The organism is Nannocystis sp. RBIL2 (assembly GCF_026626745.1).
In the GTDB taxonomy this organism is placed as follows: Bacteria; Myxococcota_A; Polyangia; order Nannocystales; family Nannocystaceae; genus Nannocystis.
On sequence record NZ_JAPNJW010000002.1, the window covers coordinates 66146 to 80455 of the forward strand.

The 14310-nt window shown below is 72.7% G+C and carries 10 protein-coding genes; 3 read left to right on the top strand and 7 right to left on the bottom strand.

All coding sequences use genetic code 11. The features are described 5' to 3' along the window. Nucleotides 1-76 precede the first annotated feature (76 nt). Nucleotides 77-1708: a serine/threonine-protein kinase gene (locus tag OV090_RS25515; protein ID WP_267707215.1), complete on the top strand. Its 1632-nt coding sequence runs from the start codon at nt 77-79 to the stop codon at nt 1706-1708. A 237-nt stretch (nt 1709-1945) separates the two neighbouring features. After that, nucleotides 1946-2398 (top strand): hypothetical protein, encoded by a 453-nt coding sequence (locus OV090_RS25520; protein ID WP_267707216.1) that lies wholly within the window; start codon nt 1946-1948, stop codon nt 2396-2398. 78 nt (nt 2399-2476) lie between these two features. On the opposite strand, the gene OV090_RS25525 is transcribed toward OV090_RS25520, so the two are convergent. From OV090_RS25525 to OV090_RS25555, 7 genes are all read right to left on the bottom strand, one after another. Continuing rightward, on the bottom strand, nt 2477-3202 hold the full coding sequence (locus OV090_RS25525) for a hypothetical protein (protein ID WP_267707217.1): 726 nt from the start codon (nt 3200-3202) through the stop codon (nt 2477-2479). After that, on the bottom strand, nt 3133-5538 hold the full coding sequence (locus OV090_RS25530; RefSeq protein WP_267707218.1) for an NAD(P)-binding protein: 2406 nt from the start codon (nt 5536-5538) through the stop codon (nt 3133-3135). The genes OV090_RS25525 and OV090_RS25530 overlap by 70 nt, the downstream gene beginning before the upstream one ends. A gap of 348 nt (nt 5539-5886) precedes the next feature. Continuing rightward, nucleotides 5887-6723 carry a hypothetical protein gene (locus OV090_RS25535; protein ID WP_267707219.1) on the bottom strand — a complete coding sequence of 279 codons (837 nt, stop codon included), beginning with the start codon at nt 6721-6723 and terminating at the stop codon, nt 5887-5889. A 110-nt stretch (nt 6724-6833) separates the two neighbouring features. Next, complete coding sequence (locus tag OV090_RS25540) at nt 6834-9923, bottom strand: AAA family ATPase (RefSeq protein ID WP_346660426.1); 3090 nt, start codon at nt 9921-9923, stop codon at nt 6834-6836. Further along, nucleotides 9923-11089 (bottom strand): serine/threonine-protein kinase, encoded by a 1167-nt coding sequence (locus tag OV090_RS25545; RefSeq protein ID WP_267712085.1) that lies wholly within the window; start codon nt 11087-11089, stop codon nt 9923-9925. The genes OV090_RS25540 and OV090_RS25545 overlap by 1 nt, the downstream gene beginning before the upstream one ends. A 228-nt stretch (nt 11090-11317) precedes the next feature. Next, nucleotides 11318-12430, bottom strand: coding sequence for an S-(hydroxymethyl)glutathione dehydrogenase/class III alcohol dehydrogenase (locus OV090_RS25550; protein ID WP_267707220.1), 1113 nt, complete (start codon nt 12428-12430; stop codon nt 11318-11320). A gap of 10 nt (nt 12431-12440) precedes the next feature. Next, nucleotides 12441-13010: a hypothetical protein gene (locus OV090_RS25555; RefSeq protein WP_267707221.1), complete on the bottom strand. Its 570-nt coding sequence runs from the start codon at nt 13008-13010 to the stop codon at nt 12441-12443. Between the two features lie 251 nt (nt 13011-13261). Between OV090_RS25555 and OV090_RS25560 the strand changes: the two genes are divergently transcribed. Continuing rightward, a complete protein-coding gene (locus OV090_RS25560) occupies nt 13262-14074 on the top strand; it encodes a DNA-processing protein DprA (RefSeq protein ID WP_267707222.1) in 813 nt (270 codons plus the stop codon). Nucleotides 14075-14310 lie beyond the last annotated feature (236 nt).

Here is a 14310-nt window from a genome sequence, read left to right on the forward strand (position 1 = left end):
TGCGGACGTGTCAAACCAGGCGGCGACGTTGATCTACGGCAGGGCGAGTTCGGAAGCTGTCTCTGAGGACAGCCCAGTGGTCACCTCGCCGCCCAGGGCCCAGGTCGACCCCCCTCTCGATGTTTCGCTGCCGGTGATCCCGGCGGCGCCCGACCTCACCGGCACCCTGCTCCTCGATCGCTACTGCCTGCTGCGCAAGCTCGGCGTCGGCGGCATGGGCACCGTCTACGAGGCCGAGCACGTCACGATCAAGAAGCGCTGCGCGATCAAGATCCTGAACCCCGAGTTCGCGCACCGCGGCGAGCTGGTCGAGCGCTTCCTGCAGGAGGCCCGCGCGGCCTCGATGATCGGTCACGAGAACGTCGTCGAGATCACCGACTTCGGCGCGACGCCGACCGGCTCGGTGTTCTTCGTGATGGAGATGCTGGTCGGCGAGGATCTGTCCGAGACGATCAAGCGCTCGGCGCCGCTGCCGTGGTCGCGGGTCGCCGGCATCACGCTGCAGATCTGCCGCGCGCTGCAGGCGGCGCATGACAAGGGCATCGTCCACCGCGACATGAAGCCGGAGAACTGCTTTCGCATCGAGCGGAGCGGCAACCCCGACTTCATCAAGGTGCTCGACTTCGGCATCGCCAAGCTGACCGGCGAGGACGGCAGCTCGGGCCGCCTGACCAGCACGGGGATGATCTTCGGCACGCCGACGTACATGTCCCCTGAGCAGGCCCAGGGCGAGCGCGTCGATCACCGCGCCGACGTGTACGCGGTCGGTGTGATCCTCTACGAGCTCGTGACCGGCAAGGTGCCGTTCACGGCCGACAACTTCATGGGGATCCTGACGAAGCACATGTTCGAGGATCCGCCGGCGCCCAGCGAGGCGGCGCCCGAGGCCGGGATCTTGCCCGAGGTCGAGGCGCTGATCCTCAAGGCGATGCAGAAGGATCGCGGGCTGCGGTTCCAGAGCCTGCGTGAGCTGATGGAGGCGATCCAGGACGTCGGCACGGACGCCGCCCCGGTGGTGGTGGTGCCGAACCGCGTCAGCCGGCCCAACACGGGCCCGACGCAGTTCCGCCCGCGCACGGCTCCGATCACGCTGCCCACCGTCGAGACGCCGGCGCGCCGCCGCGGCGGGGTGTTCGGCGTGGCCCTGGCGGTCGCGGCGATGCTCGGCGGCAGCGCCGTCGCGCTGTACGGCCTGGGGGCCGCGGAGGCGACGGAGCAACCTGTCCCGAAGGACACGCCGCAGCCGACCCAGCAAGTCGTGGTGGCCGCGCCGCTGGTCGAGACGCCGGCGAAGGTCGACACGCCGCCGGTCAAGCTGCCCGAGCCGCCGCCCGCGCCCGCGCCCGTGCGCGTGGTCGTGGCCACCAACACGCCGGCCGAGGTGTTCGACGCCGCGGGGACGCAGCGCCTCGGCATGAGCGGCGACGTCGGGGTGGCGCTCGCCGGCGCCGGCCCGCACAAGCTGCTGCTGCGCGCGGCCCAGCACGAAGACCTGCTCGTCGAGGTCCAGGATCCGACGGAGGGCCAGCGGTTCGAGTACACGCTGAAGGCCAAGGCCAAGAAGCCGAACGTGGTCAAGACCAACAAGCCGGCCAAGGACCCCGGCGACGGCAAGAAGCCGGTCGAGACGCCGACGCCGCCGCCCGAGAACCCGGGCAGCGGGACCAAGTTCGGCCTCAAGGATCCGTTCAAAAAGATGGGCGGCTAGGCCGGCGGGCGTGTCCGAACGGGCATGCCCGAACGGGCATGTTTCGAGGACATCGTTCGCAGCGGTGTGCCCGCGAAGGGGGAGGCGACCCCGAAGGCGCGACCTCGCCTGCGAATATTTTTTGTCGCCCGTCGCAATTTCCGGCGCGGCCGCGGCGACTCCGGAGACATGCAGGACGTGGTTCCCCGGAGCAGGAGAAGGAGAGCTCGCTGCGGAGACCGAGCCGGTGCGCTGGTCGTGGCGGGGTCGCTCGCGCTCGGGTCCGTCGCCGCGCCGGCGGGTGCGCAAGAGCCGGCGCCCGAGACCGCCACGCCGTCGGCGGAGATGCAGCGCTGGCAGGGCTTCGCGCACAATCCGGACCCCGAAGCCGTGGCTCCGGCGACCGAGCTGCAGCGCTGGCAGGCGAAGCGGCGCAGCCTGCAGATCGCTACGGGCCTCTCCGGAGGGTTCATGGCGGCGACCTTCGTCACAGGCGCGACCCTGCTGGCCTGGTCCTTCTGGCCGCGCCCCTCGGACTGTTGCGACAACGACGCGTTCGGCGAGTCGATCACCATGATGGTCATGCTGCCGACCGCCGCCGTGCTGGCGATCCCGACCGGGGTGTTCGGCGCGCAGCTGCGGCGCCACGAGCGGGAGCGTCCGAGCGCGCGGCTGCGGCTGCTGCCCGGCGGGCTGCAGATCCAATTCTAGTTTCCATGTCACGAAGGACATGTGTGAATGGAAATGTCGTGAAGGGCATGTCTTTTAAAACATGCCCTTCGCGCCATGTCATGCGGCCCACACCACGTCGGCGGCGCCGATCGTGAAGTCGAGCTCGGTGTAGAAGGTGGCCAGGGCGGGCACGCGGGCGCGCTCGGGGTCGCCGCCCTCGGCGCGCAGGCCGAGCTCGCCGAGCAGGCCGGAGCGGCGCAAGATCCGGAGCCGCAGCGCTCCGGGCAGCTGCGCGGCCACGCGGGGGGCGCCGGCGCGGGTGCACGGGGCCTCGACGATCGCCTGGTAGCAGGCGCGGTCGCAGGCGGCGGCGTCGCGGTACTGCTTGAGGAACACCATGCGCAGGCCGCCTGTCCGAAGGGTCAGGGTGAGCGCGCGCAGCAGGCGGAGCTGGCCGGCCAGGTCGACGCCGCGGCTGGCCAGCCAGGCCGGGTCGAAGCCGGAGCGCAGGGCGTCGGCGAGCGAGCGGACGCGGCTCCTGGCGCTGCCGTCGAGGCGGGCGTCGATCAGCCGCTCCTCGCGCCAGGCGCCGCTGCGGCCGGCCGCGGGCGGCATCCAGGTGTCGACGCGCAGCTCGACTGCGCCGGTCGGGGCGGTCGGGAAGCCGAGGGTCGCCTGGCCTTTGGGGAAGCCGAGGACCTCGCGCCCGCCGAGGAGCGCCGCGCCGAGGTCGACCCAGAGATACGGCATGTAGACGGCGACGCCGACGGGCGTCAGCTTGCCGGCCCGCCGCTCGCACACCGCGACCGGGACGAGGAAGCCGAAGTCGCGCTCCGGGACCACGCCGGGGGCGTCGACGGCCGACAACGCATGGTTGTGCTGGGCGTAGAACACGACCGAGGGGCCGAGCGGGAGGTAGCAGCGCTCGGGGTTGAGGCCGAGGTGGCGCTCGCACAGATCGGCGAGCGCTCGGGATCGGCGGCGAGGACCGCGGCGTACATGGCGGTGGCCCGCGCCTCGTACGGCGGTGAGGTCGACTCGTTGAGCGCGCGCTGGATGTAGCGGGGCCGCTCGCGGGCGGGCGGGCGCAGGGTCGGGCGCCGCGCCGCCAGCCAGTCGTCGTGCAGCGCGATCGCCTCGCCGCTGATGACCTGGGCCGCGCGGATGCCCGACATCGTCGCGCCCTCGACACAGCCGAGGTTCATCGGGTTCATGGTCCAGTCGCCGCACAGCACCAGGTTGTCGTAGCCGGAGGCGCCGGGGTCGAGGCGGTGGACGGTGCTGCCGCGGATCGATCGCACGTAGCGGTCGGACGGATTGAGGCACGGGCTGAAGTGCTGCCAGTCGAGCGGGTCGGCGCCCGCGTCGGTGCTGACGAGGCGGCGATGATCGAGGCCGCCGCCGGGCTTCTGCGCGGCCGGCCACAGGTGCGCGCTGCTGGTGCGGAGGTGCTGCTCGACGAGCGTCCGGATCCGGTTGGTCTGACGCGCGCAGTAGCCGTCGGCGTCCTCGCGGCGGATCGGCGGCTCCTCGTTGTCGTCCATCGCCGCGGTGAGGTAGGCGCAGCTGCCCGCAAGGACATGTCCCGGGAAGCTCTCGCGCGGCAAGAGGTGGCTCATGTCGGCCCAGGTGTCGAGCGGCATGGCGTAGGGGATCATCACCGGCGGCGGCAGCTGCCAGCCGGTCGAGGCCAGGTCGCCGCGGAACCACAGCTGCGCCGAAGCGGTGTGAGTCGTCTTGACTGCGCGCACCATCGCCGCGAAGCGCGGGTTGTTGGGGTCGGCGATCATCTCGGCGCACAGGGCCGGCACCGCGCCGAGGCCGATGCCGAGCAACACGCGGTCGAAGTCGCGGCCGGCCTGGAGCACCAGGGGCTCGCGCGCGTCGGGCCACTGCGTGCCCCAGTCCTCGAGGTTCTCGCCGCTGTGCGCGAGCGCGTCGCCGTCCTCGAGCTGATCGTAGAGCGGCTCGCTCGGCCAGCAGGGCAGGCCCTTCACGTCGTAGAGCGGCTCGTACTCGCGATCGCCCGCGGCTGAGATCTGGCGCCCGAAGACGACCTCGTCGACGCGGCTGCGATCGGCCGACAGGTGCAGGGCGTCGGCGCGGTGGAAGAAGCGGAACTTGATCCCGCGCGCGCGCAGGACCAGGTACAGCGGCGCGAACACCACGTCGCCCATGCCGGCCTGCATCTTGTAGAAGAGCGCGCCGCGGTAGGTGTAGAGCATGCGCAGGGTCCAGTGCAGGGCCGTGCCGGCGCCGATCTCCTGGTCGGCCATGTACGCGCCGGCGTAGACGCCCGCGACCGTGGAGGCGGCGACGGCCTCGTCGCTGGCGCCGTGACGACGCAGCCAGGCGCGGAAGTCCTCGTGGTCGAGGCGGAGCCAGTCGACGGCTGTCTCTTCGACCAGGCGGTCGGCGATCATGCCGCGGATCATCGCCAGGGTGACGTCGACGGCGGTCCAGGCGACGCGCAGGTCGGGCCGGCGCTCGAGCAGCGGCGCACACAGGCGCCAGGTCCAGCGCGAGAACGCGAGCAGATGGCCGAGCACGGCCTCGCGGCGCACGACCAGCAGACCGTCGCCGCTTCGCTGGAGGAACTCGCCGAGCTCGCCGAGCAGGCCGGCGACGCCGCGCCGCAACAGCCGCAGCGCCGCGCGATCGCTGCGCGGGGCCGCGGAGTTCTTCAGCAGCGGCTGCTCGTCGAACAGATCGAGGAGGAAGGTCAGCATCTTCGGGATGAGCTCCGCCGGCGTCGGCGTGGCGGCGCCGAGGCCCGGGCGCTCGTCGTTGCGCGGGAACAGCAGCGGCTGGTGCTGCCACTGCCCGCCGCGCTGCTCCTCGAACACGACCAGAGAGTGGGGATGGAACGCGTCCTCGAGCGTACGCAGGGGGGCGCCCTCGGGCCGGCCGAGCTCCTCGTAACAGCGGCGCAGGACCGAGAAGGCGTTGTCGTAGAAGCCGTAGAAGAGGTGGAGGCCGTGCTCCTCGATGCGGTCGAAGCGCCTCTGATTGCGCCCGCTGGCCCCCTTGCCGCCGAGCCGGTGGCCCATCTGATAGACGGTGATGTCGTACCGCTCGCGCCAGTCGGGGCGCGAGGTCAACTCGAAGACGGTGGTGAGCGCAGCCATGCCGCCACCCACGACCACGATCCGCTCGGGCTTGCTAAGTTGAATAACCATCGCCGAAGTCAGCGGTGCGGCGCGGCCTCGCAGATCATCGTCCCTAGACGCGAGGAAAGTCCGTTCGCACAGCGTGCTCCGGAGAGGGCGGTGCAGTCGCGCAGCCGGCCGCGGAGCGCCGATGTTTCACCGGCGCGAGCGAAAACTCGGCGGTGGCGCAGGGGTCGGGAGTAAGAGTCGCTCCTGTTCGACGGCGCGCCATCCCGTCACCGCGCCGGTCGAGTCGCGAGCGACGTGACCGGCGGTCCGGATCGAGAGTGTGGTGCAGAGCGCAACGCAGGTTCAGATCTGCACCGCCGAGTGGTTCAAGGCCCACCCGAAGGCGAAGGCGTGAGCGGCGGCGAGTTTTTACTCGTGTTCCATGGCGCGGAAGAACGCCCGCACGAACTCGAGCTCGCGCGTCGACCATCCCGGCCGTTCGGCGACGGGGCGCTGGCGAAAGCAGTGGCCGCCCTCGCACAGCCAGCCCAGCTCCGCGTCTTCGAACCAGCGGAGGTGAGGCCGTCGCACGAGCTCGCGCGCGAGGGCTGCGGCGTCGGACGCTCCGCCCCAGAAGCCGGCGACGAGGCGCTCGGCGCCCTTCGGGTCTTCCGCGATCGAGCCACAGGCGCCGATGGCCAGGAGTCTGCCGCTCAGGCCGGCAGTGTACTTCTGTGCGACATCGTCGATCTGCTGCACCCGTCGCGTGAGCAGCTCGAGCTCTTCCCAGCGCAGCATCGGCATCGAGCCGTCCCCCGCGTCGGCGCCGAGCAGGAGCGGCTCGCTGCGCCCGGGTCCGGCGAGGACGAACTTCACCGCGCCCGGGTGGTAGCGGACTTCGATCGACCAGCCCGCCGGGAAGCGCAGCATGAGGGCTGCGTCGGGCTCGGCGGCGCGGACCTCGGCGGCGCGGTAATCGGCCCGAATCGCGTCGGCAATCTCGGACCAGATCGCACACATCGGGTCGGCTGCGAGCGCGTGCTGGATCGCCGCATCGACGCTCCCGGCTGCGCGGATCTCTTTCAACCGGAGCGCGGCGACCTGCTTCGTCAGGCCGAACAGAGCGAGATAGAAGGGCGTCCGCTCGAGCGGCGTGTCTTGCTCGACGCCTCCGAAGTGCACGTGCAGGGCCGCGGTAGACAGACAGAACGAGTAGTGCGCGCGCCAGAAGTCGGCGTGATCGAGGAGGTCGGCGGGCCGCATCACGCGGCTCGAGGATAGTCGGGTCGGTCGCGGCCGCGTGCAGAGATCGACGCGGCCTCGCCGTGAGCGCGAAAGCCCGCGATCGCCAGCCGACGCTGTTGCGAAGAAAGTATCTACTCGGCCTCGCCGAGGATCTCGCGGACCTTGGCCTGGGCCAGGTAGCCGCGGCGCAGGTCCTCGTCGCGCAGGCCTTCGAGGCGGGCGCGCACGGCCGCGGCGGCGTCGGCCAGCAGCGCGGCCGACTCGGCGGGGCGGACGTCGGCGAGCAGGTGGCCGAGGTGGTGGATCGACAGCACCCCGTCGATCGGCGCCGCGCCGACGCGGACCAGCTCGACTGCTTCTTCCTCGAGCGTGCGCGCGGTCGCCAGATCACCTGCTTGTTCGGACAGGCGCGAAAGGACATGTAACGCGCGACAGGTGGCGGTGCGCAGGCCGAGGCCGCGGGCGCGGGCCAGCACGTCCTCGGCGAGGGCGCGGGCCTCGTCGAGGTCGTCGGCGCTGCCGTCGAGCAGGGCGCGGGCCAGGCGGGCGCGGGCCCGCAGCTCGGTGCGGGCGTCGCCGCGGGCGGCGGCCATGTCGGCGGCGTGCAGCAGCAGCGCGCGCGCGGCCTGGACGTCGCCGTGCTCGGCCGAGACCTCGCCGAGGTTGACCACGACCTCGAGCAGCAGGCCGGGGTGGCCGATCGCCTCGTGCAGCTCGAGCGCCTTGCGGAGGTAGCGCTCGGCGCGGCGGTAGAGGCCGATCGCGGTGTAGACGATGCCGAGGTTGGCCAGCTTGGTGCCGGTCGCGGCGCGGTCGCCGAGGTCGCGGTCGACCTGCAGGGCGGCGCGGAAGTAGTCGACCGCCTCCTGGTAGCGGGTGCCGCGGCCGGCGACCTCGCCGAGGCTGTTGAGCGCCTCACCCTCGAGGCGCAACAGGCCTGTCTTTTGGGCCAGGTGCAGAGTGGCCTCGAAGTTGACGACTGCTTCGGCCAGCCTGCCCTGCGCGAGCTGGGCCCGGCCGAGCGCGGCGTGGAGGCGGCAGCGCTGGGCCGCGGCCTCGGGCGGGCAGTGGGCCAGGCCGGCGGCGGCCAGGCGCTCGGCCTCCTCGGGCCGGTCGCGGGCGAGCATCAGCGCCGAGCCGATCTCGCCGACCAGGCCGCGGTGCGGGTCGGCGTCGGGCAGCGACTCGGTCTGCCGCGCCAGCCGCGGGAACAATTGCTCGGCCCGCTGGATGCGCCCGCAGTCGAGGTAGAAGCGGAGCAGACGGCCGAGGGCGAACACCTCGCGCTCGTTGTTGCCGAGCGCGAGCCGTAGGAGCGCCCGCAGATCGGCGCCCTGGGCCCGCCGGCGACCCCACGCGGCCAAGATCGATTCGCGCTCGCGCAGCGCGTCCCAGGCCCGCGGATCGGCCTCGGGCCGCATCGACCGCAGCGCCAGCGACAGGTAGTAGTAGGCCTCGACGTTGCCGGCGACGTCGCGGGCGAACCGGGCCGCGCGCAGGGCCGGCTCGATCGCCGCCTCGGGCCGGCGCGCCTGGGCCCAGTGATCGGCGATCGGGCCGTCGTCGCGGCCGGGCTGGTAGTCGGCGCGCGCGGCCTTGAGCTCGGCCGAGCGCGCGTGCATGGCTTCACATGTCCCCGGGGCCAGGTTGGTGCGGGCCACCTCGTGGAGGCTGAGGGTTGCGAACCGGGCCGCCGGCGGGGCGCCCGCGGGCTGCGGCGGGCGCTCGAGCAGGCCGGCGTCGACCAGGGCGGCCAGCGGCGCGACCAGCTCGGCCAGCGGGCGCTCCAGCAGGGCCGCGAGCTCGCCTGTCCGAAAGGTCAGGCCGAGCACCGCGGCGCCGTCGACCAGCGCGCGCGCCTCGGGGCCGAGCGCGTCGAGGCGGGCCAGCAGCGCGTCCTCGACGCTCGGCGGGACCTCGATGCGAGCGCCGCGCTGGTGGACGCGCCACAGCCGGCCGTCGTCGCCGGGGCCGATCACGCCGCGGCGCAGCAGGTCGGCCAGGGTCTCCTCGATGAACAGCGGGTTGCCGCCGGTGCGGGCGACGATCGCCGCGGCCAGCTCCTCGGCCTCGGCGGGGTCTTCGAAGCGACGGACCACCAGCTCGCGGCGGGCGTGCTCGTCGAGCTCGCGCAGCTCGATGGTGTGGACCCGCGGCATGGCCCGCAGCTCGTCGGCGCGCGGGCCGGGGCGGGCGGTGGCGAGGCCCATCAGCGGCAGGCTGTGCGGCTCCTGCAGCCACTCGCGCAGCAGGCCCGCGCTGTGAGCGTCGACGTGGTGCAGGTCCTCGACCACCACCAGCACCGGGCGGCGCTGGGCGAGGGCACGGATCAGCCGGCGGATCGGCCGCCACAGCCGCTCGCGCCGCGACTGCGGGTCGCTGGCGGCTTCGCTGTCCTGACGGACATGTGCGATGCTACCTGTCCCCGGGGACACGCCGAGCGCGCGCGCGAGGGCCTGCGCCAGCTCGCCGGCGCCGATCACCCGCTCGCTGACGAGGCGCGACTCGATGTCGGCCGCGCTGGTGTCCGGGCCGGCGTCGAGGAACTGGCGCAGCATCTCGTGGAACACCCCGAGCGGGACGTTGCGGCGGCGCCACTGGCCGCGCGCGCGCAGGACGACGCAGCCGCCGCGGGGCAGGGCGGCGAGGAAGCGGTCGAGCAGGGCGCGCTTGCCGATCCCGGGCCCGCCGACGACCAGCACCGTGCGCGCGACCCGGGTGCGGATCGCCTCGGCGAAGTTGTCGCGCAGCAGCTTGAGCTCGAGCTCGCGGCCGTACAGCGGCTGGCGCCCGCCGCCGGTCACGAGCCGCGGCGCGACCGCGGGCCCGAGCAGCGGCACCGCCTGCGCCAGCGCGCTGGCCCACGGCGGCAGCACGCCGCCGGTGAGGTCGACCGCGCGACGCGGACGCACGACCTCGATCGCGCGCGGCGGTCCGAACTGCCACGCGGTGCCGAGCCGCGCCGCCAGGTCGCCCGCGACCAGCACCGGCCCGTCGAGCACGCCGTCGGCCATCGCCTGCAGGTGACGCCGCAGGTCGTGCCCGACCTCGACCGTCGGCATGCCCGAAGGGACATGTCGGATCGGCAAGGGCGCTGCGGCCAGGACCACGCCGATCTGGTGCCCGGGCGCGGCCTCGCCGGCCGACTCGCGCAGCGCCAGCGCGGCCCGCAGCGCCGCCTCGTCGACGTCGCCGGCGTCGAGCACGGCGCCGAACACCATCAGCAGGCCGCGCGGCCCGAGCTCGCACACGTGGGCGTCGCGCTTGTAAGCGATGTCGCGGGCGAGCGCGTAGAAGCGGGCCGGCTCGGCCGGGGCGTCGACCCCGGGCGCGGGGGCCAGCGCGGCCTTGAGCAAGACGACCCGCCGGACCTCGGGCCGCGCCGGCGCGTGCAGCTGCGACTGAGAGCCCTCGATCTCGCGCGTGACCTCGGCGTCGCCGGAGCCGCGGGAGTACAGCGGATCGGGCACGCGCGCGGCGACGAAGGCCGACAGCACCTCGTCGTCGACGACCGGATCGGCGCGGTGGAGGAACGCCGCCAGCGCGCTCTGCATCGCCCGCGCGCTGTCCCACCGCTCGCTCGGCTCGCGCGCGAGGCGCGGTCGACCACCGCCGCCAGCTCCTCCGGCACCTCGGGAGCGACGCGGCGCAGCGGCGGCAGCGGGCGCGTGCGGACCTGCTCGAGCGCGGCCATGCGGTCGGCGTCGCGGAACACCAGCTCGCCGATCAGCAGCTCGTAGAGCACCACGCCGAGCGAGTAGATGTCGGAGCGGGCGTCGAGCGGCCAGCCGTTGGCCTGCTCGGGCGACATGTACGCGATCTTGCCCTGGATCGTGCTGTCCTCGGCGCCGCCGTCGCGGCGGGCTCGCGCGGCGGTGCGGGCGATCCCGAAGTCCAGGATCTTCACCGTGCCGGCGAGGCTCAGCATGATGTTGTGCGGGCTGATGTCGCGGTGGACGATGGCCAGCGGGCGGCCGAAGTCGTCGCGCTTGGCGTGCGCGTAGGCGAGGCCGGCGGCGACCTGGTGGGCGATGTAAGCGGCGACGACGATCGGCACGCGCTCGCCTCGCTGGCCGACCAGCCGGACCATGCGCATCAGGTCGACGCCCTCGACCAGCTCCATGGCGAGATAGAAGGCCCCGCCGACGCGGCCGAAGTCGAACACCTGGACGATGTTGGCGTGGTTGAGGCCGAGCGCGACCTCGGCCTCGGCGACGAACATCCGCATGAACTCGGGCTGGTCGGCGACGTCGCTGCGGATCTTCTTGATGACGACGCGCTTCTTCAGCCCCTCGGCCACGCCGGCCTCGGCGAGGAACACGTCGGCCATGCCACCCTCGCCGATCCGCTGGATCAGGGTGTAGCGGCCGAAGATCTGCGGCGTCATGGGCACGAGCGCGCGCAGTGTAGCAGTCCGCGAGTTTCGCCCGGCGCGCCGACCCCGTGAGACTTCGGGGCGCACGCACCTTCGCGCGCCGGATCACGGCCGCGCATGGCGGCGCGTGTCGGCGGGCGGACGCCGCTGTCGGTGCCGCGCGCTGCCGGCTGCTAAACGCGAAAACGGCCGCGGGGGCCGTTTTCTGCCGATTCGGCGGCCTCGTGCGGGGGGCCGCGCTCAGAAGGTGACGACGGTGCGGATCGACTCGCCGTGGTGCATGAGGTCGAACGCGTCGTTGATCTTCTCGACCGGCAGGACGTGGGTGATGAGGTCGTCGATGTTGATCTTCTTGTCCATGTACCAGTCGACGATCTTCGGCACGTCGCGCCGGCCCTTGGCCCCGCCGAACGCCGAGCCCTTCCAGACGCGGCCGGTGACCAACTGGAACGGGCGCGTGCTGATCTCTTCGCCGGCGCCTGCGACGCCGATGATCACCGAGGTGCCCCAGCCCTTGTGACAGCACTCGAGCGCCTGCCGCATGACGTGGACGTTGCCGACGCACTCGAACGAGAAATCGGCGCCGCCGCCGGTGAGGTTGACGATGTGGGCCACCAGCTCGTTCTTGGGCACCTGGCTGGCGTCGACGAAGTGGGTCATGCCGAAGCGCTCGGCGATGGCCTTGCGCGCGGGGTTGAGGTCGACGCCGACGATCATGTTGGCGCCGACCATGCGTGCGCCCTGGATGACGTTGAGGCCGATGCCGCCGAGGCCGAACACCACGACGTTGTCGCCCGGGCGCACCTGGGCGGTGTTGATCACCGCACCTACGCCGGTGGTCACACCGCAGCCGATGTAGCAGACCTTCTCGAACGGGGCGTCCTCGCGGATCTTGGCCACCGCGATCTCGGGCAGCACCGTGTAGTTTGCGAACGTCGAGCAGCCCATGTAGTGGAACAGCTTCTTGCCGTCGATCGAGAAGCGGCTGGTGCCGTCAGGCATGAGGCCCTGGCCCTGGGTCGCGCGGATCGCCTGACACAAATTGGTCCTTTCGGACAGGCAGAACTTGCACTGGCGGCACTCGGGCGTGTAGAGCGGGATCGCGTGGTCGCCCTTCTTCACCGACGTCACGCCGGGGCCGACGTCGACCACCACGCCGGCGCCTTCGTGGCCGAGGATGGTCGGGAACAGCCCCTCCGGGTCCTTGCCGGACAGGGTGAACGCGTCGGTGTGGCACACCCCCGTCGCCTTGATCTCGAGCAAAACTTCGCCGGCGCGTGGTCCTTCGAGATCGACGGTCTCGATCGAGAGGGGCGCCCCGGCACGATGAGCGACTGCAGCCTTGACCTTCACCCGGGGACGATTAGCCCGGGCAGACCAAGTTGTCGAGAGGCTGACAACCCACGACCCACTGCTCGGGGTCGAGGCAGGCCGCGGAGGGCGCCTGCAGGCAGTCGAGGAAGAAGGCGCTCGGCTGCAGCTCGCAGCGGTACACGCCCTTCAGCCAGCGGCCGCCGGCGTCGCTCTCGCCGGAGGCCTGCCGCAGCGCCACGCCCGGGCCGACGATCGCGTAGTCGAGGCGCGCCGTCGCGTCGCTGAACTCGGCGACCGTCTCGACGAGGCCCGGCTCGCCGCGCGCCAGGCTGGTGAACACGCAGAGATCGCTGGGGCTGAAGGCCGAGGGCGTCAGGCCGGCGTCGAGGCCGGCGCCGAAGAACGGGAACTCGCACGGCACCGACAGCTCGCACTCGAGCAGCTGCCGCGGCAGCGGCTCCTCCATCGCCTCTTTCTCGTCGGGGTCCTGGCCCGCGCCGTCGCCGTCGCCATCGTCGTCGCCGTCGTCGCCGGCTTGGAGATAGGTGCCAGTGGTGTCCGCGGCGCAGGCGGGAGCGAGCGCGAGGAGGGTGACCAGGAGGCTGACGTGGCGGGCCATGACAGCGAACAGCGATGCACGTCACGGGCGCGCCGGACGGCCGGTAAATCATCAACAATTCCGGTGGGATGAATATATTCAAAGCGGCGGGTGGCCCGCTATCGGGACATCCCTGTCAGGGGGCCGGACACGCGCTCGCAACGCGGATCCGGTCGCGGGGCGGCCGCACGATCCTGCGAAACGTCCGAGCCTCCCAAAGCTCGTGCGCGGACCTCGTGCAAGACCAGGCGGCCGGCGAACGACTACTCCATGTGTTCACCACGCGAACCGTCACCTCGGTCGACCTCGGCCTCGCCACCGCGGGCCCTCTCTTCCTCGCCGGCGCGCTGCCCCCCGGTCCACGCGTGGCGATCGTCGGCAGTCGCGCTGCCCGTCGCGATCGCCTCGCGCTGCTCGGTCCGGCTGTCGCTGCCATGCAAGCTGCCGGTCTGGCGCTGGTGTCCGGCGGGGCGATCGGCGTCGACATCGCGGCGCACCGCGCGGCGCTGTCCGGAGGCGTGCCGCAGCTGGCCGTCCTGCCGTGCGGCGCCGATCGACCCTATCCCTCGCAACATGTCCCCTGGTACAGGTCGATCGCCGCCGCGCCGGCTTCGGGCCTGCTCTTCTGCCACCCGCCCGGCACCGAACCGTGCCGACAGATGTTCGCCAGCCGCAACGCGATCGTCGTCGAGCTGGCGACGGCCGTGCTGGTGATCGAGGCCGCCGCGCGCTCGGGCAGCCACGGCACCGGCGCGCTCGCCCTGAAGCGCAAGCGACGGCTCGCGGTCGTGCTCGGCAGCCCCGGCTGCGCCGACCTCGCGGCCCGCGGCGCGACCGGTCTGCCGTGCGAGCCCGACGCATTCGCACCGGCGTTCGCGGCCTGGCTGGCGGGTGAGGCCGCGTCGCAGCGCCGCTTCCCGGCCGAGCTCGCCTGGCTCGAGGAAGCGCTGGCCACCGCCGGTCCGCGCGGCTTCAGCCTCGACGCCGTCCCCGATCCGCTGCACCGACTCGTCGATCTGCTGACGGCGCAGCGCCTCGGGCTCATCGTCGAGTCGCCGCCCGGCCGCTACTGGCGCGTGGGCTGACTCGTCGTGATCATTGGGGTCGTAGGGCTGCTGGTGGCGCAGCGCCGGGCGCGTGGTCGAGTCGCTGCCCGGCGCGCGTCGACCTTCCCGTCGCCGCGCCCGCGCCGCGTGTCGGGCCGGCGAGCGCCGTTCTGCGCGAAGTCCTCCGCGCGCCGCGGCGAGCCGCTATCCTGCGGCCGATGTCCGAGTCGATCCTCGTCCCGCCGCCGCCTGCGTTCGCCCAGGGCGCCCTCGTG

Excerpts from the sequence above, each read along its gene's own strand:
- OV090_RS25530 (WP_267707218.1), bottom strand. The coding sequence starts at position 5,538 with ATGGTTATTCAACTTAGCAAGCCCGAGCGGATCGTGGTCGTGGGTGGC.
- OV090_RS25555 (WP_267707221.1), bottom strand. The coding sequence starts at position 13,010 with ATGGCCCGCCACGTCAGCCTCCTGGTCACCCTCCTCGCGCTCGCTCCC.
- OV090_RS25545 (WP_267712085.1), bottom strand. The coding sequence starts at position 11,089 with ATGACGCCGCAGATCTTCGGCCGCTACACCCTGATCCAGCGGATCGGC.
- OV090_RS25540 (WP_346660426.1), bottom strand. The coding sequence starts at position 9,923 with ATGGTGTTCGGCGCCGTGCTCGACGCCGGCGACGTCGACGAGGCGGCG.